This window comes from Micromonospora sp. RTBAU3-60 (assembly GCF_054963695.1).
This window is the reverse complement of sequence record NZ_JBUEGB010000004.1, coordinates 165,616-190,370: the sequence shown is the minus strand read 5'-3', so window position 1 is coordinate 190,370 and position 24,755 is coordinate 165,616. Positions and strand designations below refer to the sequence as shown.

At 67.2% G+C, this 24,755-nt stretch carries 29 protein-coding genes and 1 pseudogene; 15 read left to right on the top strand and 15 right to left on the bottom strand.

What is annotated here, in order from left to right:
• The first annotated feature begins 207 nt into the window (after positions 1-207).
• Positions 208-1,668 (top strand): tyrosine-type recombinase/integrase, encoded by a 1,461-nt coding sequence (locus ACY34I_RS06245; protein ID WP_462753307.1) that lies wholly within the window; start codon positions 208-210, stop codon positions 1,666-1,668.
• Positions 1,669-1,762: 94 nt separating this feature from the next.
• Here ACY34I_RS06245 and ACY34I_RS06240 read toward each other — a convergent pair whose 3' ends face one another.
• The 4 genes from ACY34I_RS06240 to ACY34I_RS06225 are packed head-to-tail and all read right to left on the bottom strand — an operon-like array spanning position 1,763 to position 3,255.
• Positions 1,763-2,056 (bottom strand): hypothetical protein, encoded by a 294-nt coding sequence (locus ACY34I_RS06240; RefSeq protein WP_462753305.1) that lies wholly within the window; start codon positions 2,054-2,056, stop codon positions 1,763-1,765.
• Positions 2,053-2,340, bottom strand: coding sequence for a hypothetical protein (locus tag ACY34I_RS06235; protein ID WP_462753303.1), 288 nt, complete (start codon positions 2,338-2,340; stop codon positions 2,053-2,055). Before ACY34I_RS06235 ends, ACY34I_RS06240 begins: the two co-directional genes overlap by 4 nt.
• Positions 2,341-2,374: 34 nt before the next feature.
• On the bottom strand, positions 2,375-2,956 hold the full coding sequence (locus ACY34I_RS06230; RefSeq protein WP_462753302.1) for a hypothetical protein: 582 nt from the start codon (positions 2,954-2,956) through the stop codon (positions 2,375-2,377).
• A complete protein-coding gene (locus ACY34I_RS06225) occupies positions 2,953-3,255 on the bottom strand; it encodes a hypothetical protein (RefSeq protein ID WP_462753300.1) in 303 nt (100 codons plus the stop codon). The genes ACY34I_RS06230 and ACY34I_RS06225 overlap by 4 nt, the downstream gene beginning before the upstream one ends.
• 721 nt (positions 3,256-3,976) lie before the next feature.
• Here ACY34I_RS06225 and ACY34I_RS06220 point away from each other — a divergent pair.
• Positions 3,977-4,771 (top strand): TetR/AcrR family transcriptional regulator, encoded by a 795-nt coding sequence (locus ACY34I_RS06220; RefSeq protein WP_462753298.1) that lies wholly within the window; start codon positions 3,977-3,979, stop codon positions 4,769-4,771.
• 204 nt (positions 4,772-4,975) lie between these two features.
• Here the strand turns inward: ACY34I_RS06220 and ACY34I_RS06215 are convergent, their stop codons facing one another.
• The 3 genes from ACY34I_RS06215 to ACY34I_RS06205 all read right to left on the bottom strand — a co-directional run bounded on the left by ACY34I_RS06215 (position 4,976) and on the right by ACY34I_RS06205 (position 6,403).
• Complete coding sequence (locus ACY34I_RS06215) at positions 4,976-5,122, bottom strand: hypothetical protein (protein WP_462753296.1); 147 nt, start codon at positions 5,120-5,122, stop codon at positions 4,976-4,978.
• A 111-nt stretch (positions 5,123-5,233) separates the two neighbouring features.
• Positions 5,234-5,491 (bottom strand): hypothetical protein, encoded by a 258-nt coding sequence (locus ACY34I_RS06210; protein ID WP_462753294.1) that lies wholly within the window; start codon positions 5,489-5,491, stop codon positions 5,234-5,236.
• A 150-nt stretch (positions 5,492-5,641) separates the two neighbouring features.
• Positions 5,642-6,403 carry a DUF6928 family protein gene (locus tag ACY34I_RS06205; protein ID WP_462753292.1) on the bottom strand — a complete coding sequence of 254 codons (762 nt, stop codon included), beginning with the start codon at positions 6,401-6,403 and terminating at the stop codon, positions 5,642-5,644.
• Between the two features lie 846 nt (positions 6,404-7,249).
• Between ACY34I_RS06205 and ACY34I_RS06200 the strand changes: the two genes are divergently transcribed.
• The gene (locus tag ACY34I_RS06200; RefSeq protein ID WP_462753290.1) at positions 7,250-7,852 is read left to right on the top strand and encodes a dihydrofolate reductase family protein; all 603 of its coding nucleotides are present in this window, start codon (positions 7,250-7,252) and stop codon (positions 7,850-7,852) included.
• A gap of 669 nt (positions 7,853-8,521) precedes the next feature.
• On the opposite strand, the gene ACY34I_RS06195 is transcribed toward ACY34I_RS06200, so the two are convergent.
• A complete protein-coding gene (locus tag ACY34I_RS06195) occupies positions 8,522-9,010 on the bottom strand; it encodes a RusA family crossover junction endodeoxyribonuclease (protein WP_462753288.1) in 489 nt (162 codons plus the stop codon).
• A 147-nt stretch (positions 9,011-9,157) separates the two neighbouring features.
• On the opposite strand from ACY34I_RS06195, the gene ACY34I_RS06190 reads away from it, so the two are divergent.
• Positions 9,158-9,817 carry an HAD family hydrolase gene (locus ACY34I_RS06190; protein WP_462753286.1) on the top strand — a complete coding sequence of 220 codons (660 nt, stop codon included), beginning with the start codon at positions 9,158-9,160 and terminating at the stop codon, positions 9,815-9,817.
• Here the strand turns inward: ACY34I_RS06190 and ACY34I_RS06185 are convergent.
• Positions 9,814-11,148 (bottom strand): helix-turn-helix domain-containing protein, encoded by a 1,335-nt coding sequence (locus ACY34I_RS06185; RefSeq protein WP_462753284.1) that lies wholly within the window; start codon positions 11,146-11,148, stop codon positions 9,814-9,816. The two genes, ACY34I_RS06190 and ACY34I_RS06185, sit on opposite strands and share 4 nt — an antisense overlap.
• Before the next feature lie 248 nt (positions 11,149-11,396).
• Between ACY34I_RS06185 and ACY34I_RS06180 the strand changes: the two genes are divergently transcribed.
• The 5 genes from ACY34I_RS06180 (at position 11,397) to ACY34I_RS06160 (ending at position 16,370) form a co-directional block, all read left to right on the top strand.
• Positions 11,397-12,803 carry an APC family permease gene (locus tag ACY34I_RS06180; RefSeq protein ID WP_462753282.1) on the top strand — a complete coding sequence of 469 codons (1,407 nt, stop codon included), beginning with the start codon at positions 11,397-11,399 and terminating at the stop codon, positions 12,801-12,803.
• On the top strand, positions 12,803-13,813 hold the full coding sequence (locus ACY34I_RS06175; protein ID WP_462753280.1) for an acetamidase/formamidase family protein: 1,011 nt from the start codon (positions 12,803-12,805) through the stop codon (positions 13,811-13,813). The genes ACY34I_RS06180 and ACY34I_RS06175 overlap by 1 nt, the downstream gene beginning before the upstream one ends.
• A gap of 10 nt (positions 13,814-13,823) precedes the next feature.
• The gene (locus tag ACY34I_RS06170; protein ID WP_462753278.1) at positions 13,824-14,498 is read left to right on the top strand and encodes a GOLPH3/VPS74 family protein; all 675 of its coding nucleotides are present in this window, start codon (positions 13,824-13,826) and stop codon (positions 14,496-14,498) included.
• A gap of 38 nt (positions 14,499-14,536) precedes the next feature.
• Positions 14,537-15,178, top strand: a complete 642-nt coding sequence (locus ACY34I_RS06165) for a GNAT family N-acetyltransferase (protein ID WP_462753276.1) — start codon at positions 14,537-14,539, stop codon at positions 15,176-15,178.
• Between the two features lie 82 nt (positions 15,179-15,260).
• Entirely contained in the window at positions 15,261-16,370 is a 1,110-nt protein-coding gene (locus tag ACY34I_RS06160; RefSeq protein ID WP_462753274.1) for a hypothetical protein, read from the top strand.
• A 200-nt stretch (positions 16,371-16,570) separates the two neighbouring features.
• Here ACY34I_RS06160 and ACY34I_RS06155 read toward each other — a convergent pair whose 3' ends face one another.
• Together ACY34I_RS06155 and ACY34I_RS06150 are read right to left on the bottom strand one after the other, a co-directional pair.
• The gene (locus ACY34I_RS06155) at positions 16,571-16,765 is read right to left on the bottom strand and encodes a hypothetical protein (protein WP_462753272.1); all 195 of its coding nucleotides are present in this window, start codon (positions 16,763-16,765) and stop codon (positions 16,571-16,573) included.
• Positions 16,765-17,028: a hypothetical protein gene (locus ACY34I_RS06150; protein WP_462753270.1), complete on the bottom strand. Its 264-nt coding sequence runs from the start codon at positions 17,026-17,028 to the stop codon at positions 16,765-16,767. Before ACY34I_RS06150 ends, ACY34I_RS06155 begins: the two co-directional genes overlap by 1 nt.
• 158 nt (positions 17,029-17,186) lie before the next feature.
• On the opposite strand from ACY34I_RS06150, the gene ACY34I_RS06145 reads away from it, so the two are divergent.
• Entirely contained in the window at positions 17,187-17,327 is a 141-nt protein-coding gene (locus ACY34I_RS06145) for a hypothetical protein (protein WP_462753268.1), read from the top strand.
• 60 nt (positions 17,328-17,387) lie between these two features.
• Here ACY34I_RS06145 and ACY34I_RS06140 read toward each other — a convergent pair whose 3' ends face one another.
• Together ACY34I_RS06140 and ACY34I_RS06135 are read right to left on the bottom strand one after the other, a co-directional pair.
• Positions 17,388-17,966 carry an excalibur calcium-binding domain-containing protein gene (locus ACY34I_RS06140; protein WP_462753266.1) on the bottom strand — a complete coding sequence of 193 codons (579 nt, stop codon included), beginning with the start codon at positions 17,964-17,966 and terminating at the stop codon, positions 17,388-17,390.
• A gap of 22 nt (positions 17,967-17,988) precedes the next feature.
• Positions 17,989-18,228 carry a hypothetical protein gene (locus ACY34I_RS06135; protein WP_462753264.1) on the bottom strand — a complete coding sequence of 80 codons (240 nt, stop codon included), beginning with the start codon at positions 18,226-18,228 and terminating at the stop codon, positions 17,989-17,991.
• Between the two features lie 279 nt (positions 18,229-18,507).
• Here ACY34I_RS06135 and ACY34I_RS06130 point away from each other — a divergent pair, with 279 nt between their 5' ends.
• Positions 18,508-19,041 (top strand): hypothetical protein, encoded by a 534-nt coding sequence (locus ACY34I_RS06130; protein WP_462753262.1) that lies wholly within the window; start codon positions 18,508-18,510, stop codon positions 19,039-19,041.
• Between the two features lie 574 nt (positions 19,042-19,615).
• Here ACY34I_RS06130 and ACY34I_RS06125 read toward each other — a convergent pair.
• Positions 19,616-20,743, bottom strand: a complete 1,128-nt coding sequence (locus ACY34I_RS06125; protein WP_462753260.1) for a hypothetical protein — start codon at positions 20,741-20,743, stop codon at positions 19,616-19,618.
• A 383-nt stretch (positions 20,744-21,126) separates the two neighbouring features.
• Here ACY34I_RS06125 and ACY34I_RS06120 point away from each other — a divergent pair, with 383 nt between their 5' ends.
• Positions 21,127-22,371: an IS256 family transposase gene (locus ACY34I_RS06120; protein ID WP_462753258.1), complete on the top strand. Its 1,245-nt coding sequence runs from the start codon at positions 21,127-21,129 to the stop codon at positions 22,369-22,371.
• Between the two features lie 2 nt (positions 22,372-22,373).
• On the opposite strand, the gene ACY34I_RS06115 is transcribed toward ACY34I_RS06120, so the two are convergent.
• Positions 22,374-23,369 (bottom strand): hypothetical protein, encoded by a 996-nt coding sequence (locus ACY34I_RS06115; RefSeq protein ID WP_462753256.1) that lies wholly within the window; start codon positions 23,367-23,369, stop codon positions 22,374-22,376.
• A 300-nt stretch (positions 23,370-23,669) separates the two neighbouring features.
• Here ACY34I_RS06115 and ACY34I_RS06110 point away from each other — a divergent pair.
• From ACY34I_RS06110 to ACY34I_RS06100, 3 genes and pseudogenes are all read left to right on the top strand, one after another.
• Positions 23,670-23,816, top strand: a pseudogene (locus ACY34I_RS06110) (transposase); the annotation flags it as partial.
• 15 nt (positions 23,817-23,831) lie between these two features.
• On the top strand, positions 23,832-24,380 hold the full coding sequence (locus ACY34I_RS06105; RefSeq protein ID WP_462753458.1) for an IS3 family transposase: 549 nt from the start codon (positions 23,832-23,834) through the stop codon (positions 24,378-24,380).
• 96 nt (positions 24,381-24,476) lie between these two features.
• Positions 24,477-24,713 (top strand): integrase core domain-containing protein, encoded by a 237-nt coding sequence (locus ACY34I_RS06100; RefSeq protein WP_462753254.1) that lies wholly within the window; start codon positions 24,477-24,479, stop codon positions 24,711-24,713.
• Positions 24,714-24,755 lie beyond the last annotated feature (42 nt).

Below are 24,755 nucleotides of genomic sequence, written 5' to 3'. Positions count from 1 at the left end.
TGGCTCCTTGCCCGGGCGGCGCCGGCTCGCCCTGACCGCTTCGTGCCAGAGCCACCTTTCACTGACTGCGGACGCCCCTGCCGCCCGTCATGGGATCGAGCCCAGTCCGGACATCGACCTGACTTGATCGTGGCGGCGGGTCACGCGTGGATGTCGATCGACCAAACCGATGCACCACCACCCCACGATCCAGGAGCAAGAGCACGAATGCCGAACGGAAGTGTTTTCAAGCGATGCGGCTGCCGCGACCCGGAGACGGGCAAGCCGCTGGGCAACACCTGCCCGAAGCTGCGCCGCCCCAACCGGGCATGGAACTCCGCCCACGGCCATTGGGCCTACCAACTCGAACTCCCCCCAACCTCAGACGGGCGCCGACGGCAGTTGCGCCGCGCTGGCCTGCCCAGCCACCAGGCGGCCACCGCCGAGGTGGACCAGGCTCGCGCACTGCTGGCCCTTGCCGGACGCGATCGGCGGCGCCGGGTCGAGATCGCGGACCTGTTGCAGGCCGCCGTACGCGGCGGGCAGCCTCTGCCTGAGGTGGACCGCATTCGGCAGCGGCTGCGCGGCGACGGGCCCCTGGCCGACATGCCCACCATCGGCGAGTACCTCATCCGATGGCTGACCGAGTTGACCGTCGACGCGAACACGGTACGCGGCTACGAGTCCATCGTGCGGGTCCACCTCGTTCCGCACCTCGGCGAGATCCCGTTGGACAAGCTGCGCACCGGCCACATCAAGTCCATGTTCGCGGCGATCGAACGCCGCAACGCCGACATCCTCGCCGCCAAAGCCAACCCCAGCGCCGCCGTCCGCCGAACAGTCGCCGGGGTCCGGCCGACCGGCCCGTCAACCCGCCAGCGCATCCGCGCCTGCCTCCGCAAAGCCCTCAACGACGCCCTCGCCGAGGAGTTGATCGTCGGGTCGAACCCTGCCGCGTTGGTCAAGACGCCTGGTGGTCGGCCGGTGCCGATCGTGTGGGAGGCCGAACGCGTGCAGCGGTGGAAGGAAACCGGCAAAGTCCCCGGACCGGTCATGGTCTGGACCGACGAGCAGGTCGTGGAGTTCCTCGACTACGCCAAGGAACACGCCCCGGACCTGCACCCCATGTGGCACTACATGGCCTACCGCGGCCCCCGCCGCGGCGAGGCCTGCGGGCTCCTCGACGCCGAGGTCCGCCTCGACCAGCGGGAAACGACGATCAACAACCAGATCGCCACCCACGGCTACCAGGCGGTGCAGAAGAAACCCAAGAGCAAGGCGGGCAACCGGGACCTCGCCCTCGACACCGAAACCACCAAAGTCCTCACCGCCTATCGGGCGCGCCGAGCCCAGTGGCGCCTCGTCGCAGGCGACTCGTGGCCACAGACCGGGCTGTTCTTCGTCCGTCCCGACGGCCGCGGATGGCATCCCAACGCTGTCACCCAACGGTTCCGCCGGCTCGTACGCCAAGCCGGTCTACCCCCGATCCGCCTGCACGACCTACGCCACAGCGCCGCCACGATCGCCCTCAGCGCCGGAGTCGACGTCAAAGTCGTCTCTGAACAACTCGGCCACTCCACCACCACCCTGACCCGCGACACCTACCAAAGCGTCACCAAAGAACTACTGCACCAGGCCGCCGACGCCGTCGCCGACAAGATCCACCGCAGGCGCCGGAAGAGTGCATAGATGGGGACTTCGTACTTCCCGGGCCGTCGTACCTCGGTAACTCTACGATCTTGTGCGCTGCGCGATCCCGGTAGATGACTGAGCGACGGTGGGGTTAGCCCGTGCCGGGGCGCTGGCTGTGAGCTTGATCTTCCTTCAGCCGGCCTATATCGAGGGCGAAGCCGAGCAGCACCACGAGGCCGACAACCACGACCCACGCCCAATGCACCCAGCGGGGCGCTGGCACGAAGGCGTCGACCAAGGCCGCCGCCACGGCGACCGGATACGCGTGGATGGTGTTGCGCCACATCCGGGACTGCTTCACCCCGTGACCTGCTTTCCATGCGATCAGCCCCAGTATCAGCACGATCGCCGTGTCGACGCCGATCAGCAGCGGAATCGGACTCATGGGTTCGCCTTCTGGTAGTAGGCATCGCCGTGCACCCAGCTGATGCTGATGTCCTTGAGGTCGGGATCCTTTGAGGTGGGGGAAATGTCACCCGGGCGGGACTCGCTGGTGAAGTGCGCTACCTTGTTGCCGTTCAGTGATGCGGCGATCGCACCGAGCGCCGAGACGACCTGTTCGGTCAAGAAGGCCACCTCCGCAAAGGCGAGGACGCTGGCCGCGACGCCGGTCACCGCAGCGGCCGCGTTCAAGCCGGGAACGAACTGCATGGCGATCGAGGCGATCACTGCCAACAAAAACGGGACCAACGCGATGATCAGGTTATCGACCGCCTTCTTCGACTGCGACCGTCCCGCAGGCTCCGCAGAACCAGCTTCGGCGCCAACGAGCCTGGTCGCGGTTGTAGCGGTCAATGCGCTGTCTCAGCTGCCACTGTTCAGCCGCCAACCCTTCGCGGAACTTGAGGTAGCTCCGAACGGTCCAGATCAGCGCGGCGACGAACCCGAGTATCGGCAGCCACAGAAGAGCAGTGACGACACCAGTGCCGGCGGTATCCGTCACGACGCCCGCGCAGCACACGAACACAAACATCGCCGCCATCGCGCCGATCAGCTTCAGGTGCGGCTCGACGGGGAATCTGCTGTCCGGCGGCCGCGGCTGCCGGGGCGGGGCGACCCGCAACGCGAGGCGGTTGAGCACCACGATGCCGTGTCCGGCCCGCTGAGTGGTCTCTGCCCAGACGATGCTGGTCCGCTTCATCGGCACGGCGTTGCACTTGGGGCAACGTTTGCCGACCGGACCGTCAGCGATCTGGTTGACCACCATGAATCCGATGTTGGTCTGCAGTTCGACCTGTTGACCGTTCTGGTAGATGACCGGCTCGTACGCGCCCAGCTCAGTCATTGGGCGGCCTGGGCGACGGCGGCGATGCTGGCCGCGATGGTGGCGACGGGTCCCGCTACCTCTGCTGCCCGGCGCAGGAGGGCGACCGCTCGACGCTCATCGCCACCGACGGACACGGTGCGGGCCTGGTGCAGGTAGGCGAGGACCGGCCGCATCGCGTTCCCGCGGCCTTCACGGCTGGCCTGCGAGATCAGGTCGTCGATCTTTTCGACCAGATACTGGTGGCCCACGTTGACATAGGCCGATTCTGCGTTGACTTGGTGGTGGACCGTTTGGTTCTGCTGATTGAAGGTTGCCACAGCGCCTTCCCAGAGTTGATGTCCTGCTAGGGGCATGCGAACGAGTTGTGTGGTGTCGCCGATCTCGGCGGACTCTTTCTCAGCGGAGCCGATCCCGTGGATGACACCAGAGGTGGTTCTCGGTCGGGCCTTGGGGCTGTAACCAGCCGCCTACCCAGAGAGCTGAGACGGGTTTGCGTAGCTGCAGGGGGCGTCCACGACGGGCATCCGACCTGATCGCGCAACGTCACAGGCTATTGCCTGCAAGTTCCCGGAGGCCCGCGACGGGTTCGACATAGATCACTCCCTTCCTGGAGATGCGCCGACCGGCCCACCTGTCGGCCGTTCAAACCGGCGCGGAAGTTCGGCTGCGCCGAGAACGGTGCCCAAGTCGCTCTCGGCGAGTAAAGTGATGGGCAATCACCAACTAACGATGGCTCACGATGTTATGGCTATTTACGGATCGCATCAACCACCGTCGCCCATACACGCCACTTTGGACAAACCAGGCAACGATCGAAGCCACCGGGGGCGCAACAGCCAGGTCCGTCCCCGGCACTTGCGCCTGGGCGCAGGGCTCGGAGACGGACGTACATGGCCGCGCGGAAGACGGCCAAACAGGAGTCCTCGCCCTCAGCGGTGTCGACCAGACGGACTACCGGCCATCTCCGCCGAGTAGGAGAGAATCCATCCGCGTAAAGCCGGGGCCACGGCGCGCAGGGCGGCAGGAACGGAGCAGAAAGTGGAGAGCGTGAAAGCAGCAACGCGACGTGACCGGCTCCGCGAGGAGATGATGACGCAGGTGCGGACCGCAGCACGGGACGTCATCAAGACACAAGGCGTGGAGGCCCTCACTCTCGCCGAGATCGCACGCCGGGTGGGAGTAACACCAGCAGCTCTCTACCGCTACTTTGAAGATCCACCCTTGGCGGACATCGTCCGACAAACAGCACGCGAACTGACCGCCGAACTCACCAACGAGTTACAGGCAACGGTCGACGCCCAGGACCCAGACGACCTTGCGGCCCGCACCATCGAACCGTCGCGCGTATTCCGACGGTGGGCGCTGACCCACCGGCAAGAGTTCGCCCTGCTCTTCGGAACCCCCACCGCCGCGGCCGGCAGCGCTCAAGTCGATGTGACAAGCGACTGGGTGAAGCAACTCTCCGGCGTGTGGGGGCCAGAATTCGTCCGGCTCTGGGCGGTCCGCCCCTACCCCATCCTCTCCGACGACGAACTCGATCCGTCCCTGCGAAAGCAGTTGGCCGAGTACCGCATGGCCACCGGGGTCGACATCCCACTCGGCGCGCTCGTGGTCATGCTTTCCTGCTGGCGGTCGATCTACGGCGCGGTTGCGCTGGAGGTCTTCGACCACTTCGCACCGATGATCACCGATCAGGAGCCGATGTTCGAACTCATGATGCGTGACCTACTCACCACCATGGGACTACGTTCGGAGTACCGCCCCCCGGCCGAGAACCCAGCACCCATCGCGGCGTCACGTATCGAGAGCCCATCTGCGGACGGAACCCCGTAGCCGTAGTAGGCGCGCCGGTGATGGGTGCGCCGAGGTGCGAGAGATCCACAGCATCGGGGCGGAGGTGAACGACTGCATCTGCGTCAGCCGCTGGCCCGGCCAGTGAGCGCCAAATGAGCGGCCTAGTTCTGCGATCGACGGGCCCGAGCTCCACATAGGGATATGCCCCGGGGCCGGTACAGGGCCGGCCAGGCGAGCCGGCGGTCAGGACCAGGGCGGTTCGCCCAGCAGTTCACGGTAAGCCGTCATCAGTTTCTGCTGGAAGTCAGCGATCCGGGCCTCGGCCTGCGTCATGACCGCCTTGCCGTGGCTGCTCACGTCCAGATCGCCAGCCTCCTTCACGGCCAGCACCAACATCACAGCCGGGGGCGGGCCTGCAAAGTGGTAGTGCGACCCGGGCGGGGCAGCCGCGCGGGGTGTGGGTCACTTTCGCGGTGCTGCGGTTGGGACGCTGGAGATCAGCTATCGCCGCTGATCGGTTGCCTGCTGATCCGGGAGGGCACCGCTCCAGACGTACACCCACGGCGGGCCACCGCCAGCGATCGACTCCAGCGCGTACACGCCGTTCACGTCCGCGTCGAGCAACTCGCCGCCGTACTCGATCCACAACCAGGTCTGATCGATCGTTGCAGGGGGCACGCCGTCCTCGTCGACCGGCACCAGGACGGAGCGGCCATCCACCGGCCCGCCAATGCACGGTACGTCGATCTTCGCCCACATGGTTTGATCATCGGCCGAGACCCGGCGGCGCCAGGCGTGTTCCGCCAATTGGGCCCGTACCCATACCCATTACCGGCCGTCGCAGCGCACGGGAACGTCCGTGTCGCCGAACCGACCTGCGTGGCACTTTGCTGGCGGAAGGGCAGGGGATTAATAGCTGCCGGGGCTCACCTCGCGCATCGTGCCGTCTGGTCCCATCCGGAACGTCCGCGGTGGGCCCATGGCCCGTAGCACCTCCGCGTACAGGGCTTCCCGCGCGGCCTGTTCCTCGCCGGACGGGTCGGTCACGCGGAAGCCGTGCAGGTGAACAGCTTCGGTGTCGACGTCGCCCGGCTCGGGGCGCCCCTCAATGACGAAGCCGAACAGGGCGCGCAAGGCTTCCTCGCCGAGCTTGAGGGGATGGAACGGCAGCGGGTATGGGCCTTGGTGGGGCCAGCCTGGTACGGGTTTGACGGGGTGTTCGCCCGCCCAGTAGGGCAGCTCGAAGTCGTACGGCGTGCCGATGTTCTCCTGGATGCCGCTGTCGGGTGACAGGCTAAGTGATCTGATGAGTTCGCCGTCTTCCCAGACCGCGAAGGCAAGGGAGCCGGAGACGGAGTGCATCCCGTGCATGATGATCCGCCTGCCCGCTCCCGCTTGGCCAAGGTGTTCCGGCAGCTCAGACGGGCGGTCAAGGGCGAGCCGTCGGTCGCAGTACAGCTCCACTCCGGCCAGCTTGGTGGCGTACGTGATGTCATCCGGCGGGTAGATGTCCTCGAACAGTGTGCCGTCGTCGGCGGGCTCGACGTCGTAGCCGGGGTGGACCTGGCGCACCAGCGCCTCGATCTCGGCTCGCTCTGCGCGGGCGGCGTCACGCAACGCGGGGCGGATATCTCCATCGGCGAATGCCAGCAGGGCTGTCTTCGCGCCCACGTCGCCCCTCCAGGTCTACGGCTTCCGGCAAGCGCCTGCACAGTACCTGCCTACGAACCTCCGGGTCGGCCTGTCCTCGTGCGCTGTCTCGCCATGGCCGGCCGCCCGCCGCTTGGCTCCTGGCGGGCGGCCGGCCACGTGCTGGGGTTAGCTACCGCACGAGCTGATCAGCCCGGTGATCGCGGTGACGGCCGTAGCGAGGGCCGCGATGAGCGCGGCCAGCTCACCGATCGTCGGTTTGCGGCGAGCCGAATCGCTGGAATTCCCATCCGGGGAACCACCGGACCTCCAAACGGTCGTTAGTCTCATCGTCTTGCGTCTCTCCCTCCGCTGAGGCTGGGCGCAGGCCAGGGGCGGCACTCGCGGATCAGGCAGGGTGCCGCCCCTTTCTGCACGGGCTGTCGTCGCCCGCTTAATGTGAAACGACAAGGGCGTGCAAAGAGTGATTGGTCAGTCAGGACAATTTCTCGCGTCCTTATGACCTTTTTTGTGCGCATTTAGGCAGGGTTGGCGCTAGCGATTCTGCGATCATGCAAGTTGCACATCGCAATGATGATCTTCCTGAGAAGCGTCACGGAAAGTAGTTGTGACAAGACGAGTCGCTGTCGGCAGGGCCAGCGGGGCTGCGGGCCAGAGTTCGGACTGCAGCTCTGCACACTCGGAGGCCAACCCTGGCGTGATCCTTGTGCACCTCTCCATAGCCCGAGAGCCCGGCCGTGCAGATGGAGAAGGTCTGTCGAAAATCCTGCGGCCCGATGTCGAGGCAGGCCCCGCCAGGTTCGACCCCTGGGCAGAGAAGGGCCGGCCGGGTCACCGGAGGGCCGGCGGAGACCAGGGAGTGGATCGATGACGAAGGTTACGACCGGGGCGACCATGTCGTTGGACGGCTACATCGCCGACGCCTCGCACGGCGGGTTCGAGTACCTCTTCCAGTGGTACAACAACGGCGACGTCGAGACGCCCACGGCCATGCCGGGAATGACGCTGCGCACCTCGGCGGCTAGCGCGAAACACCTGCGCGACCTGAACGAGCGGACCGGGGCGCTGGTGGTCGGCCGGCGGCTGTTCGACATGACCCACGGCTGGGGCGGCCGGCACCCCATGGACGTGCCCGTGGTCGTCGTCACCCACACCGTCCCCGACGGCTGGGAGCGGGAGAGCGACTCGTTCGTGTTCATCACCGACGGCATCGAGCACGCGATCGACACCGCCAAGGCCATCGCCGGCGACAAGCAGGTCGGCGTCAACGGCGGCACCATCGCCGCCCAGGTCCTCGAAGCCGGCCTGCTCGACGAGGTCCACATCGACCTCGTCCCCGTCCTGCTCGGCGACGGCATCCCCCTGTTCGCCAGCCTGAAAATCACCCCCGTCCAACTGGACGGGCCCACGAGCGTCATCGAGGGCAACGGCGTCACCCACCTCGCCTACCGAGTACGCAAGGCGGGCTGATCCCCACTGGTCCGGCAAGCCCCCGCGCAGCCCTCAATCCTCTCCACCCGTCCGGCTGGCAGCGCTACAAGGCCGCCCGCTCCCCACCACACCGGCGGCGCAGCCTGCCGCCCAATGGAGACGAAGCGCCCCCACCAGGGCAGGTGGGGGCGCTCGCGTTCTCGGCTGGGGCAGGCCTGGCTATCGAGCCAGGACAACCACGACCGTAGCGAAGGATCCGATCAACACGGCCGTGCCGCCCAATGCGGCATACGGCAACCAGTCGCGTCGCCGATCGGGTACCGGCGGCGTGGGACGGGTTGGCTGGTTCCATGCCGCAGGTGCGGGCCGGCTGTTGTTGGCCGGCCAGCGGGGCGGCGGTGTGCGGATGGTCGATTCGACGATCACGGGGCCTCCGGCAGCGTCAGGGTCGCTGTTGCGGGTCAAAGATGGGGAGGCCGGGCGGGACCATGGGAGGTGTGGGGCCGGTCGTCCCGCCCGGCGAGAGGGCTTAGCCATGGATCGCGGCCAACCCATGTGGATCAGCGATGCGCGGCTATCCGCCGTTACAGCTACAGCGACGACCAGCGGCAGGGCAGGCCCGACCAGGCGCTGGTCGCGGAGGTCGGAGGCCAACTCTCGTTCGCCAGACCCGCCGGTGCCAAAGCCGCCGCAGCGAACATTAGCCGCCTACTGCACCAGGCGCCGCACCTCGATCCGCGCCCCAGGTACTTCGCCCTGGCGAACGGTACGTTTCCTGGCCTCCAGGTGGTCGACGCGGTCATCGGCGGCCTGAGCAGGGCCACGCCATGAGCGAAGCCCGAACACGCCCTCCATTGCGTCCAGCGTCGGCTTGATCAAGTTGTCGAGGTCCCAAACCTCATTGGCGTTGCGCGCTTCTGGCGTGCGGAACTCGATCAGCACTGAGAAACGTTCCGTCCACGGCCCTGATCCGGCTTGTTCGATTGCCTGGCGAACTGCCGCCTTCCAAGCCGCCTCCGCAGCCGACGAATAGCTGGCTGGCCGGCCAAGTACCTCCACGACGAGCAGTGTCTCGGACCTCATGGCAACCATGATGGGCGCCTCCGCTGGCGGACCTAAGGCCGTGATCATTCGGATATCGAGTGGCTCAAACGCGCGAGCAACAACGTCGACATCGCAGACGGTGGCATCGTCCACGCGAAGGACGATGTCGTGGCTTGCCGCAGCCGGCGTTTCGGGAGGCCGCACATGAGAGTCTCACAGGGGCGACCATGTGACCTCGTCGCGGGTCAGCGGGCACCCGCCGCTGTTGATCACTCTGGACGAGAAAGGCACAATCGCAGTGTGATCGCGAGCGTGTTCTTCGACGTGGGCGAGACGATCGTCGACGAATCCCGAGAGTATGGGACCTGGGCGGACTGGCTGGGCGTTCCCCGGCACACCTTCTCGGCCGTCTTCGGTGCGGTGATCGCTCGCGGCCTGGACTACCGGGAGACGTTCCAAGTCTTCCGACCGGGATTTGACCTGGCAGAGGAGCGAGAGCGCCGCGCTGCGATAGGCCAGCCGGAGCACTTCTCCGAAGAGAACCTCTACTCAGATGCTCGGCCTTGCCTGGCCGCTCTGCGTGAGTTGGGACTGCAGGTCGGCTTGGCCGGTAATCAGACGGCACGGGCCGAGACGATTCTGCGCGCTTTGGACCTGCCGGTAGACGTGATCGGGACGTCGGACGGCTGGGGTGTGGAGAAGCCGTCGGCGCCGTTCTTCGAGCGTGTTGTGGCGGAGGCGGGCTGCCCACCCGATGAGGTGCTGTACGTCGGGGATCGGCTGGACAACGACATCCGGCCGGCGCAGCAGGCCGGGATCGCGACCGCGCTGGTACGGCGTGGCCCCTGGGGATACATCCTCGACGACAATGCCGTCAGCGAGCGCTGCCTATTCCGGCTGGACTCGCTGGCTGAGCTCCCCGAGCTTGTACGCAAGCACAACGAGTCGGCGGCGGCCTAGCTGCCGGGTAGGGCGGCGCGGCTCGCGGCGAGGGCGACGATCCGTTCGTCGAGCTGCCTGCCCTGCCGGCTGTCACCGAGTACCGGCCGGAGGGCCCTGACTCGGTCCAGGCCGGTGCCGTACCAGTCGTTGTGCAGAGCATCCATCGCCTGGTTGAGGTAGTCGGCGGCGTGGTCTCCATCGCCGCTGTATGCGGCGGCAAGGTCGGCGAGGATGACGCTGCGCTGCTTGGCCGCGTTAGGGGTCAGGCCGGCGAGGGCCTGGGTGAGCTGCCTGGTCGCCTCGATGTGGTCGTCGGCCGCGAGGGCCGCGTAGCCGGCGAAGGAGTGCAGCCGACCGGTGTCGTAGAAGTCGAGCCATTCCGGTGGCGTGGGGTTGGCCTCGATCGCGGTTGCGGCGAGGTCGATCTGGTGCCGGCTGGCTGCTCCGGCGCCGGCCCGGGCTTCGACTTCCGAAGCGACGCAGTGCAGCCAGGAGCGGACGGCCGGGCTGACGCCGTGCCAGGTGTGCTGGAGCGCTGCGTCGATCAGTGGGCGGGCGGCGGAGGGATCATGGCTGAAGGCGGGGATGAAGGCCATGTGGCCGAGAACGGCGGCGGCGAGGGCGTGGTCTCCGGCTTCCCGCGTGGCGGCGAGGGCGACGTCGTAGCAGCGCTGGGCGATGGCGGTTTGGTTGAGGTCGAAGAACGCCAGCCGGGCGGTGAGAAGCGCGGATTCGGCGAGGGCGGCGGCGAGGGCCGTGCGGCTGGTGCCGCTCGACGCGCGCACGAGCCCGGTGCCAAGCTGGGTGTGGGCGTATGCGGCCTCGTAGAGTGGCCGAGCCGGGCTGGTCCAGTACAAAGCCCGCTGGCAGCGGGCGATCTCTGTGTAGGCATCCGGGTCGATGGTCTTTGTGTCCGCGTGCGCTGCCTGCGAATCCAGCGATAACAGCGGAGCGACCAGGGGCAGCATGCTGGCGCCGAACAGTGCACGTAGAACGGCTGCTCTGTCCCAGCCGCCTTCGTTCTCGTCTCCGGTGAGCATGTCCCACAACCTCCTGAACTCGTGCAGTGTCTCCGCCTGCGGGCACAGCGCCAGCTCATCGGGAGTGAGGAGACCGAGCTGGCTGGCCGGCTTGTCGAAGATGGCCACCAGGTGCTTGCGGTAGCGCGGGTCCGGCCACCGCTCGCCGGTTTCCCATCGCCGCACCGTGTTGGCGTTGAGCCCAGTGTCGGTCTCTCCGGCGTGGCTCATCCCCGCGCGAATGCGCTCGGCGACCTCCTCATACGACCAGCCCCGCTGAAGTCTCTCCCACGCTAGCCGCCTGTTCGGGGGATAGCGCCGTTCGGCCATCTGAACACCTCCGCGCATTACCTGTCGACAACGATCACGCTAGCCACTTCCGCTACGGCCCGTCACTACCTGGTTGCGAGCGGACGGCTAGTGGACGGTACCGCCCGGCCCTTGTGGACGGTTTGCTGTTGACGAGCATCGAAGACCGCTGCCGAGCAACGGGCCAGCTCACCGACTAAGTGGTCCGCGTCTGAGGCCAGCTCACCACTACGCCCGATCCCCATGACCCCCTCCAGGAAGGCTCACCGATGTTTGAGCAGGATGAGCTCGCACGCTACGGATATCGACAGGAGTTGAGCCGGCAGCTGCGATTCCGGGACCTGTTGGCGTATGGGCTGGTGTACATGGTGCCGATCGCGCCGATGGCGATCTTCGGCAGCGTGTACGCCGGCTCCGGCGGGATGGTCGCCCTCGCCTATGCGATCGGTGTGGTGGCGTTGGTGTTCACCGCGTTCTCGTACGCACAGATGGTGCGGGCGTTTCCCATGTCGGGCAGCGTCTACAACTACGCGGGCCGGGGCATCAGCCCGCCTGTCGGGTTCCTCGCCGGCTGGGTGATCCTGCTCGACTACGTCCTGGTACCGGGGCTGTTGTATCTGGTGGCGTCGGTGGCGATGCACGCGACCATGCCAGCGGTGCCGGTCTGGTTGTGGCTGTTGGGCTTCGTCGCGGTCAACACGGTCGTCAACTCGGTCGGCATCCGGATGACCGCGGTGGTTACCCGGGTGATGCTGGTCGGCGAGCTGATCGTCTTGGCGATCTTCATCGCCGTCGCCGCTTGGGCCATCGGATCTGGGAAGGGCCGGTTCAGTTGGGAGGCGTTCTACAGCTCGGACACGTTCACGTGGTCTGTTGTTGCGGGGGCTGTGTCGATCGCGGTGCTGTCGTTCCTCGGGTTCGACGGCATCTCGATGCTGGCCGAGGAGGCCAAGGGCGGCTCGCGGCAGATCGGCCGGGCAATGGCCACCGTCCTCATCCTCGCAGGGGTGTTGTTCATCGCGCAGACGTGGCTGGCCGCGATGCTCGTCCCCAACCCGTCCGGGCTGCTGGCTGACGGTGACCCGAACGGCACCGCGTTCTACGACGCCGCCCAGGCCGCTGGCGGAAGCTGGTTGGCGACCCTGTGCGCCGTGGCCACCGCGGTCGCGTGGGGTTTGCCGAACTCGATGGTCGCCCAAGTCGCCACCAGCCGGCTGCTCTACGCGATGGCCCGTGACCGGCAGCTGCCCGCGTTTCTGGCGAAGGTGTCGATCCGCCGGAACGTGCCGATCAACGCCACCCTGCTCACCGGCGTCGTGTCCCTCGTCCTGGGCCTGTACATGGCGACCCGGGCCGATGGGATCACCGTGTTGTCGTCGCTGATCAACTTCGGGGCGATGGTCGCTTTCCTGGTCCTGCACGTCTCCGTGGTCGTGCATCACCTCATCCGCCGTCGTAGCGGGAACTGGTGGGCGCATCTGGTGATGCCCGCGGTCGGGTTCGCGATCTTGGCCTACGTGGTGGTCAACGCCAACATCGCCGCCCAACGCTTGGGCCTGGCCTGGCTCGCCCTCGGCGTGATCGTCCTCGCCGGCCTGTACCTGTCGGGACGCCGGCCGGTGCTCTCCGGCCTGGCACCCGCGCAGCCGCAGCAGCGTGACGTGGAGCGGGTGTGATGACCATGGACAAGATCACCTACCGGCCTGCGCGGGACGAGCTCGCCTACACCTTCGGTGGGCGGATGCCGGTCGCACACGTTCGCTCCGGTGATGTGCTGGAGGTGTTCACCGAGGACTGTTTCGGCGGGCTCGTGCGGGGGCCTGCGGATCTGCCGTCGCAGGTGTGCTGCATGCCCTACCTCAACCCCGTGTCCGGGCCGTTCTTCATCGAGGACGCCGAACCCGGCGACACCCTCGCCATCCACCTCGCCTCGATCACCCCGGCCCGGGACTGGGGTGTGTCGTCGACGTTCCCGCACTTCGGTGCCCTCACCTCGACCTCCCACACCGCCAGCCTCCAGCCACCGCTGGAGGAGCGGGTATGGGTGTACGACATCGATCGGCAGGCCGGGACCGTGCGGTTCCAGGCCACCGAAACCGACCACACCATCGACCTGCCCCTGGAGGCGATGATCGGCACCATCGGAGTCGCCCCCGGCGGCTTCGAAGCCCGCTCCACCATCGTCCCCGACCGCCACGGCGGAAACCTCGACACACCGCACCTCCGGACCGGCACCACCCTCTACCTGGGGGTGAACATGCACGGGGCGATGCTCGCCCTCGGAGACGGCCACGCCCGCCAAGGCGAAGGCGAAGCCTGCGGCGTCGGCGTCGAGATCGCCACCACCACAACCCTCACCATCGAAGTCATCAAAGGTGTGCCGACCATGTGGCCACGCCTGGAAACCGACACCTCGATCATGGCGATCGGCTGCGCACGCCCCTTGGAGGACGCCTACCGCATCGCCCACCACGACCTCGTCGGCTGGGTCGTAGCCCTGACCGGGCTGGAAATGCTGGACGCCTATCAGTTGGTGTCGCAGGCGGGGCGGGCGCCGATCGGCAACGTGTGCGATCCGAACTACACGGTCCTCGCCGCGGTCGACAAGGCGCTGCTACCCGCGCCTGCCGCCGCGTACGGCGGGGTGCACGGCCGGCTGCGGCAGTCCGCGGCCGGGCTGCGGTAGGGCGGCGGCGATGAGTCTTCCTCGACTGCCGCTGCGGGACGAGCTGTTCCTGCTCGGCCACAACGACGACACCGGCCAGCCACACATCCACCGCCAGGCCCTGGCGCTCGGCCTGGCCGGCGCGGTCCTGATCGACCTGTTCCTGGCCGGACGGATCACCCTCGACGCTCACGACGACCGCCCGGCCGGCGAGCGATGGCTGCGCCTGCACACCGACCAGCCAGTCGGGGACCTGATCGCCGACACCGCCATCGCCGCCATCCGCCACGGGCGCACCGCACCACCAGTCAAGGCGTTCCTGCGCGGCTTCTCCCCCGACCTGTACGAGCGCACCCGCGCCGGACTCGTCGCCGCTGGGATCCTCCGCCAGCACACCCGCCGACGCCTCGCAGGTCTCGCCCGCACCGACACCTACCTCGCCACCGACACCAAATGGGCAGTCGTCGCCCGGGCCCGGCTGCGGTACCTCGCCACCGGCCGCGACCAACCCGACAACCACACCGCCGCCCTCGCCGGCCTCGTCGCCACCCTCGGCCTCACCGAGCACCTCTACCTCGACGACGACACCACCACCCTCATCGCACGGCTGAAGACGATCGCCGGGCAGCACCACCGGTCGGTGCGGGACATCACCGCCGCCGTCGATGCCGCGATCGGTGACCTTGCCACCGCCGCCTACCGCTGACCCACACCCACCGAGGTACCCATCCGATGGAGGCTCCTGTGCGTATCCGCGCCGCCCGCTGGACGGACAAGGACCTAGTCGCCGCGCTGATCGCCGACGCCTTGCACTCCAGTCCGCTCGCCGCATGGCTGGTGCCCAACCCGGAACGGCGGCGCCAGGTGCTGGGCGATGTCGTCGGGATCTGGGTGGAACACGCGATGTTCTTCGGCGACATCCACCTCACCGACGACGATGCCGCCGCCACCGTCGGCTTCCACCGCTACCGACCCATCCCACCACCAGCCAACTACCGCATCCGCCTCACCGACGCCGCCGGAGACCACGCCAACCGATTCGACCTGCTGGACAGCCTGCTATCGGTGAAACAGCCCACCGAATCGCACTACCACCTCGCCTTCCTCACCGTCCGCCCCGACGCCCAGAAGGCCGGCCACGGCAACGCGCTGCTGACCCACCACCGCAGCCGCCTCAACCGGATAGACCTACCCGCCTGGACCACCATCCCGGCAGGCTGCGAACACCTGTACGCCCGCTACGGCTACACACCCCGACCCGCGATCACCCTGCCCGACGGGCCGACCCTGCACCCGATGCGCCGCAACTCCCGCCGCAGCAGAGGTGCCATGCCGATCAACCCCACCCACCCCGTCGACAACCGGTGGCAGGACCTGCACACGTAGCCGCACAGCCGTCGCCACAGGCAAGTCGACCGGTTCCGTCTACCACCAACTGACCCTCAACACCCAACCGGCATCGCATCTCATGGCCTTTCCTCGCAGATACCCTCCCGACCTCATCGACGCCGTCGTCCAACGCGTCGCCGATGCCCGCACCGTCAAGGCATACGGCGCGGTCACCACCGTCGCCCGCCAACTCAACCTCGACCCCCGCCTCGTCCAGAAATGGGTCACCAAAGCCACCACCCCACCCCCAACCCAGCCGGGCAAGCCATCCGCCGACGCGTGGGAGGCATACCTGCCGGCAGGGCTGCTGCACTGCACGTTCTGCCACCAACCGATGACCCACGCCGAACTGCAGGATTCCGGGCAGGGCTACCAGTGCCAGGCGAACTGCCGGCCCCGACCCCTCGACGCCGCGGCCATCGCCGACACCGTCGGCAAGGCGATCCTGCGGCACACGCCGCGGATCATCCCCGCCACCAGCACGCCGACGCCCCCACACCTCGCTGCCACCTACGCCCACCACGTCCTCGCCCGAGTCACCATCGGCGCCACCCCCGGCGATATGGCGCTCACCTGGCGCGCCGCGCCCCTACCCGGCCCCGGCGTCGACACCGAACGCGTACAGGCCGTCGCCAACGCCCGTCACCTAGCCCTCGACGATCCACTCCGCGCCCGGCAACTCCTGCACGACAGCCTCACCGACATCGACCCCGCCACCGCGCCAGCACACCCGCTACACGCCGACGCCGCCACGCTGCTGGCCGAACTACTCCTCCGGCTCGGCCACCCGTCCGACGCCATCGCTTGGGCCGCCTACGCCCATCGCAGCACGGTCCAACTCCAAGGCCCCACGCACCCGCGCGGCCTCCACGCACTCCACCTCCACGCCGTCGCCCACCGGCGTGCTGGACATCACCAACGCGCCCACCACCTCTACCGGGAACTGGCCGAGCAGCTCACCCGCCTCGAAGGCCCGCACACCCACCGAACCCTCGCCACCCACGCCACCACCGCCCTCGTCCTCCACGACCTCGGCCACTGCCAAGCCGCCCGCACCCTCCTCGCCGACACCATCACCACCCACCGACGCCACCACCCGAACCACCCGGCCACCGCCCGCATGACCCAACACCTGACCCGCATCTGGAACGACTGCGCCGCCAAAGGCCACCACCACCAGGACACCTGACCACCCTGCCACTCTTAAGCGGGTCCTGCCCGGGACCGCGCTTCCACACGGAGGGCGGGCACCCATCGGTCATCGCCTCGACGCTTCGAAGATCCACGACGAGGGGATCGACCCGAAGTACGACTCCGCCAGCTGGCACCACTGGAAGACGGTGAAGCCGCCCACCGATCGGTGGGCGGCTTCACGTCAACCATGGCTGCTCAGGAAAGACGCTTCCCCTTGTCCGTGACGGGGTCGTAGCGGCCTTCCAGCCACATAAGGAACCGATCGAGGTGGAATTCGCGGAGCTGCTTGGATCGGGGCTCGTAGCCGCCTTCCTCGTGAGCTTGCCCGTACTGGTCAGCGAGCTGGCGAAGGTGGTTTATCTGGTCGGCGGGAAGCTTCGGCGTGGCCATTAGTTCCCGGCTTCCTTCTTCTTGGCGGCCTGCCGCTTGGCGGCCTGGCGGCGAAACTCGCTGAGTACCGCTGTCGCCACTTCGGCTGCGCCTGCCCAGCCTTCGCCCTGGTCGTACCCGGGGCTCTCGTTGATGGGCACACCGTCGACTTCGACCATGCCGTTGTCGTAGGCGACGACGGAGAGGGTGAGTTTGAGCCCTTTGTCGCGGGCGGTGGGGGTGACTTTCATGTTGTCGCGGATGCGTTTCAATCCTGCGGGCATGTCAGGCCTCCTGTCCCATGATGACGGCGAGTATGTCACCGGCGCCCCGCCGGTAGTCGTCCCTGTGGGAGGCGGTGCCAGCATCCCATCGTTGTCCGGCTTCGGTCTCGAGCGCGGAACCCTCCACGTACAGGTGCGGGCGAGACGCTCCACCTCGGGTGCCACGCGCTGGCCGGCAGTTCCTCGCGCACATCGTCCTGTCCGACGATCGGATGGTCGGCCAGCACACCAGGCCGGCGATCGAGGTGGCATACGAGAGCGGCCAGATCCCGGCGTTGCTCACCGGCGGGCAGCGGTAACCGGTCACCTCATGACCACGGAGTCGTCGGGCGGCGGTGCCGGTTAGTTCAGCGACCTGGTCATCGCTCGCAAACCACCCCGTCGCCGTCCTGGTCGCGGTACCAGGCGTACTCCGGATCGACGCCGCGGTAGTACGGGCCGTAGCCGGCCTTATTGGCCTCCTTGCAATTGCGGAACCTGGGGTCCGTCTTAGGCTCCGCCGGCGGCGTTGGCTTGCTGCTGGTGCGGGTGGGACGCGGGCTGCTGGTCGTACGGCTCGGCGACGGCCTCGGCACGGTCGTCGTGGGCCTGGCCGACTGCGTCACCGCTCCCGTCGCCTCGACGGCCGCAGGCGTGGTCGGAGCAGGGCGCACCTGCACCAGCGTGTCCTTGTCCGCGGTGGCGCTGGCGGCTGCGGTCGGCTTCTGGGGCCGGCCGGAGTCGGTCACGAAGGAGCCCACCGCGGCGCCGCAGCAGCACAACAGGACCAGCGCGGCTGCGGCTACGCCGACCACCCAGGGGGTCTTCTTCCGCGCCGCCGGTGGCGGCGGTGCCTGCGGAGGCAGGGGGAACGCGGCCTCCGAATACACCGAAAAGACAGCAGTGTCGTCGTCCGGTTGCCCCGGCTCAGGGCGGCCGTTGACGGGCGGGTTGGTCATCGTTCGGGTCACTTCCTGGTGATCAGCACCGCGGTGGGAAGCTGAAGCCGAAGCGCATGCCGGGACAGTACTCCTCGTGCTCAATGGTCACCAGGTGCGGACCCGACCAGAACGCCGGGTCGCCGCGGGTGCGGTAGACGTTGGTGTGGCGGACGGCGTGACCGCAGGCCCGGCGCTGATAGTGACCGACGGCGTGGCGCTGGGCGTGGCTGAGGACCTGCCGGGTGTCGCCGAGATCGGCGCCCGCACGGTCGGCGATCACTGCGGTGGTCGCTGCGCGGTATCCCGGAGGCGCCCCGTGGCGGTAATGACAATTATGTAAGCCGAGCTGTGGCGGCTGCCGGTTCTGGAGGGTGAGACTCCAGTCGCACTGGCGGCGCCATGACCTACGCCTCCTGAGTGGTGACCTCTTCGACGCACCCCAAGAGGCAATCTGAGCGTTGCCTCCCCGGCGAACCGTGTCCGGCCTTCGGGCAGTCGCTCCACACGTCGCCGCCGCGGCTGATGCCCCATGGCGGCTCTGCAGCGTAGCGTCCATGGCGTGCCCCCGACCGAAGAGTGGCTGAGGGTTTCGCTGGGAAGAGCGATCCTCACGACCTGTGCGGACGATGAGGTGCTGCTGCGCCGCGATGCAAGTGAGCGGTCGATGATGTTTCGCGTCGGGCGCTACCTTGCGCCTGAGGTCGAAGAGAGCTGGCCCGGCAGACTGTGGGTCGATCTTGAATACAACCGGTTGGCAGGGGCAGGGAGGGTCGCGAAGTCGGTGACCGGGTTGCTCGATGCCAGCTCGGACAACGAGACGGAACGGGCGGCAGCAAGGAAACGTTCGGTGCTGCCGGACCTCATCGTCCACGACCGCACTGGAAAGACGAGGGCTCATAACATCCTTGTCGTGGAGGCGAAGAAGCACCCAGCGAGTCAAAAGGCGGTCCATTTTGATCTAGAGAAGCTGCACGCGTACAAGCAGCAGCTGAATTACCAGCACGCTGTCTATGTCGAGCTCAACACGGACCGACCACGCTGGCAGTGGATAGACATCCACAACCAGATGGTGATCATTCCCTCTCTGGCCTAGACGTCGACCGGTCGGCGCCTGCAAGTTCTGGTTCCATCGCTGCTTGCCTCCCCGCCCGATCTCCCGATCGGATAGGCCCATGCCAGCGAGCATCCCGCCCGGGACCCACGAGGAGCGAGGCCTCGCTCCTTCATGCCATCAAGCGGAAAGGTGCCACACCGGCACGGCCAAGCCAAGTCGTCGGCCGGTGGTGGCAGGAGCTCTAAGCTGTGACCGCGGTTTGAGAGCTTGCTCTTGGTCGAGCCATTCGGTCCAGTCGGGTTGCTGAGGTTCCGTCTGCTCTCGGTTATGGCCCTATTTCATGCAGACAGTTTCCATTCAGTCCACCCATTGGGAGCCCGTCCATGTCGCTTGAGCACCCGCAGAGCACCCACCGATGCGCCAGTCCCATCGACGGGAGGGCAGCGCCATGCATGGCGAGGCTCAGGGAGTGGGGCTTCACAGACGCGGCAAGGCGCGCGGTCGGGCGCCGCGCGGCATGCATCGGGGTTTAGGTCGAACTGTCGTTGCGAAATGCGGCCCGTTGTCGATCCGCAGCAACGCGGAAAGGTCAGCGGCATGCTCCTGTGCTGGTTCAGGCCTGTCGACGGACATGTCGGCTCGCTGCCGGGTCGCCCGCTGCCGCCATCGGCCTGATCTCGTCGTCGCGCCCGAGTCTGGCAAGGACTGCGACCAACTGTTTGCGGGCGTGCTGATCGCCGGCAGCGGCCATCTCGCGGAGTTCGTCCTCGCGGCTTAGTCTGGCGAGCAGGTCGACCAAGCTCTGGTGCGCATCCCGGTTGCCGGCGGCGGCGATCTCGCGAAGCTCGTCCTCGCACCCCATCGCTTCCAGCAGCTTAATGAGATCGGTGGCGGCGTCTTTCCAAGGGTCATCCGCGGCCAGCCGACGGAGTTCGTCCACGCGGCCGAGGCGGCGTAGAAGTGCGGTAAACTGCCACCACACGGTGGCACCTCGATCGGCGGCCAACTCGCGCAGTTCGTCGACGCGGTCCTGCCTGGCGAGCAGGTTGGCCAGGTACAGGTGGGCAAGCCCAGGGTCTTCGGCCTCGGCCGCCCACTCGCGCAATTCCGCCTCGCGCCCGTGCGAGGCCAGGAGAGCGCCCCATGCACGTATTGCCTCGTCAGCGACTTCGTCATCGTCGCACTCGGACAGATCCTCGTATTCTTCGATGGCTTCATCAATCCGGCCCTGCTCTCCCATCAAGCCGGCCAGGCACAGCTGAGCCTCCTTGTCGCCAGCGGCAGCCAGCTCGTCCAAGGCGGCCTCACGTCGTTCGCTTCGCAGCAGCCTAATAAGGTAAAAGTGGCCTATTTCGTGCCCGGCATTGCTCAACTCCCGAAGCACATCTTCGCATTTTCGATCATGAAGCAACTCGCCCAGGTTCCACCAGGCGTCTTCGTGCGGCCCAGGAGGCTGCCAGTTGGTCAGAACTTCCCCGAATCTGTCTTGCTTGATGAACAGCAAGACCAGACCCCACTGGGCTTCGGTGACGCCATCGGCTGCGCACTCACGCAGTCGATCTTCGCGTCCCTCGTCGACGAGTAGTTCGACGAGCCGCCAGCGGGCGCTTTCGCTATGCTGGTGAACGCGCCACAGCAGGGGCTTCGCGTACTCAACGAGCCCGCGCTCGTCGGCGCTTTGCGCAAGGCGGACCATGTCGTCGAGATCGGTGACGTTAGCTGCAAGGACGTCCCACACCATTAGAGGAACAATGGAGTAATGGCGATCGAGCGTCCCGAACTGCTGAAGATAGTCAGCGACCTCGTAGCCAGACGTAGTCCCGATCTCTGAACCCGGTAAGGGATACAGTGCTCGCACGCCACCGCGCAGCGGCGATGTGGCGTATGCCAGAGCGTCGCCGAACCAGCTTGTCGGCGCTTCGGCAAATGTCTCGCCAGTGAGGTAGGCCGGGAGCGTCGCCGCCAGCAGGCTGGCGGTGAGTGGCTGACGAATCCCGAGCCGCCTGGGTTGCGTCCACAGAAGTGGTGTACGACTTGCCCGTGATGGGCGTGTTGCGTAGATAGGAGACGGCCACCGCGCGATCCTTCGAGACGGCTAAATCCAACGAAGGAGAGTGATGCGCGATGGCCGCATCTGAGAGTGTGAACCCTGTTGACCTGCTGTGCGAGCAGATCGAGGGCGCGTCGCGTGATGTGTTGCAGGCGATGATCAGGACGTTCGCGCAGGCGATGATGTCCGCCGAGGCGGACGCGATCTGCGGCGCCGGGTATGGGCAGCGCAGCGACGAGCGGGTCAACTCTCGTAACGGCTACCGGCCGAGGCAGTGGGACACCCGGGCCGGGACGATCGACCTGGCGATACCGAAGCTGCGGCAGGGGTCTTACTTTCCGGACTGGTTGCTGACCCATCGCCGGCGGGCCGAGCAGGCCCTCGTGTCGGTCGTTGCCACCTCCTACCTGCTCGGGGTGTCGACGCGGCGGGTGGAGAAGCTGGTGGAGCAGCTCGGGATTCGGCAGCTGTCGAAGTCGCAGGTGTCGGAGATGGCCGCCCACCTGGACGCGCAGGTGCAGGCGTTCCGCAACCGGCCCCTGGACTCAGGGCATTACACGTTCGTGTGGATGGACGCGTTGACGATGAAGGTCCGCGAAGCCGGCCGCACGGTCAACGTCCACGCGCTGATCGCTGTCGGGGTCAACGCGGATGGCCAACGCGAAGTCCTCGGCCTCGATGTCGCCGCGGATGAGGACGGCGCCGGCTGGTTGGCGTTCCTGCGGTCGTTGACCGCCCGTGGCCTGTCCGGCGTCCGCCTGGTCATCTCCGACGCCCATGCCGGCCTCGTGGCCGCCATCGGCGCTGCGCTGCCCGGGGCGTCGTGGCAGCGGTGCAGGACCCATTACCTGCGGAACTTGCTGACCAAGGTGCCGAAGTCGGCGCAGCCGTGGATCTCGACCCTGGTGCGCACGATCTTCGACCAGCCCGATGCTGATGCCGTCCGAGCCCAGTTCGCCCGGGTCGTGGCCACGATCGAGGCGAAGTTCCCCGCCGCGGCCGAGCACCTCGACGCCGCCCGCGACGATCTCCTGGCGTTCACCGGCTTCCCGCGCGAGATCTGGCGCCAAATCTGGTCGAATAACCCACAGGAGCGGCTGAACAAGGAGATCCGTCGCCGCACCGACGTCGTCGGGATCTTCCCGAACCGGGCGGCGATCATCCGCCTCGTCGGCGCCGTCCTGGCCGAACAGACCGACGAGTGGACCGAAGGCCGCCGCTACATGGGCCTGGAACTACTCGCCAAAGCCCGCCTGATCACCGTCGACACAGACCAACACGGCACCGACCAGACCGACCCCACCCCGATCGCCGCATAACATCAGACCGGATCCCGCGATGGCCGTCTCTTACACCACTCGCGCGGACGCGACCGCCGCCTGAGGTCGACTGCCGCGGTGATGAGCGCAGCGCCGTATGGATGGGTGACAGCGCCGTGCTTCCAGTGACCGATCAGTTCGGGTGCGCCGGCCAGGTGCTGCGTCACGCCGTAGTGGTCGTCGGCCAGGGCCCCGACCAACCGCTGATCGTGGTTGGCTGCGGAGACGGCGGCCAGGCGCTTACGTTCCGACTGGCTGAAGTTGTCTGGCACGAGCAGTGGCGGCTGGCTGGCGAGGGCGAGAACTTCCCGCGCGTCACGCCAGGGGTCGCCGTGCCGGCCGTACAGGTTGTCGCTGGACTGAGGTACCGCGGTCAGGCGTTGGTACGCCCCGGGCCAAATCATGGAGACCACGACGGTGGGTCCAGTGTCGCGGCTCGAGTCGACGAGGGCCGACAAATCATTTCTGGTCAGTCCGCCAGGTGCCAGGTAACGCACCGCAGGCGTGTCATCCAGCCACACTACGGTGCGGGCGGGTAGGACAGGCGTGGCTTCGCGGACGGCGTCGGCGTCGTCGGCCAACAGGATCTGCCAACTGCCAAGGACTTCATTGACCGCCTCGAACAGGCTTCGTGACTTGCCCGTGGACGAGCCGCCCACGACGACCACCAAACCACCGCGTCTTGACACCTGAGATAACTGCGCTCGCAGCTGTTGATCGTAGTCGCGCACGACATAGGCCGGCAGCAGATGCGCTGACTGAGCACCTGGTGAGATCGCGGCCGGATGGACACCGAGCTGTCCAGGTCGACAGGCCTGGATTGGAATTAGTCGCCAGGGGTTCCGGGGTCGGGCAATCCTACTGGCTGGCGGGGTCGGCGCGCTCTGCCGAGCGGCCACGATCCCGGACACCACCGCGAAGGGCAGGCTGACCAAACCTGCGATCCAGCCGGCACGCTCGACCCATTCCCAGGGTGCGTCCACGGAGTCGGTCGCCAACGCCTGCCACCAACCCAATCGCGAGCCGCATACCACTCCGGCAGCAGTCACGGAAGCTGCGGCTGCCAACCGGGCCGCTCGCGCCCAGCAGGTTCGTCTCACGACCTCACGGTACCGAGTAACCCGCAATCCATTTTAGATCTTTCGTTGCAAGCCGCAGTCTCGGTACAGCGGAATGAGGTTCCCCCGTTAGCGTGGAGGCCAGGCCTAGTGATAGATCGTCATGAATGAATCGAGGCGGCGGTTTGATCGAGAGTTCCGTGAGGGCGCCGTACGGATCGTGCGCGGGAGACCGGTAAGCCGATCGCGCAGGTTGCTCGGGATCTCGGGATCAACGAGGGCGCCCTCGGTAACTGGGTGAACCAGGACAAGCGGGCCCGCGGAGAGCCCGCTGGCGGCGGCTTGGACGCCAATGAGCGTGCGGAGTTGCTGCGGCTGCACCGGGAGAACGCCGGGCTGGCGGTGGAGCGTGACGTGCTCAAGCGATTCGTGGTCCTGTGGGTCAAGGAGGCGACGAAGTGTGAGCGTGGCGGCGTTCGTGGCTTCGAGAGGACCGAGCGCGGTGTGCCGCAGGCGCTGACCTGCCGCGCTCTGGGGCTGTCACAGTTGTGGTTCTACAAGTGGCGCGACCGGCCACTGACCGCCCGCCAGCAGCGGCAGGACGACCTGGATGAGGCGATCCGGGCAGGCTTCGCCGCCTCCGGCGGCACCTACGGCTCCCCGCAGGTCACCCTAGATCTGCGGGCGGCCGGCTGGCGGGTGGGGGAGAACGCCATCGCCGCGCGGATGGCGGCCCTCGGCCTGACCGGCCGTACCCCGCGACGCCGGCACCGGCCTCACCAAGCAGGGCAGAACGACGGTGGCCCCGGACTGGGTCCGGCGGCAGTTCACCGCCGTCGCCCCGAACCTGTTGTGGTGCGGCGACCTGACCGAGATCGTCACCGACGAGGGCAAGCTGTACCTGTCCACGAATCGACTTGTATTCCCGCCGGCTGCTCGGCTACGCCATGAGCGCTCACCACGACACGGACCTGACCACCGCGTCGCTGTCCATGGCCGCCGCCGACTACGCCACCGCCTGCCTGCGCCTTGGGCGCGGCCCAGTCGGTGGGCCGCGTCGTCTGCGCCCTGGACAACGCCGCCGCAGAGGCCTTCAACTCCACCATCAAGGTCGAGTACATCCACCGGCAGCGCTTCCACACCCGAGCCGAGACCCGCGCCAAGATCGCCACCTGGATCGTCGACTTCTACAGCACCCGCAGGCACCACAGCGCCTGCGACGGCAGGTCACCGATCGACTACGACCGCTTCAAAGCAGAGGCCCGAGGAGCTCAGGCCGCATAACGATCCTCCACGATTCCGGGGATTGACATTAGGCTGTGGTCG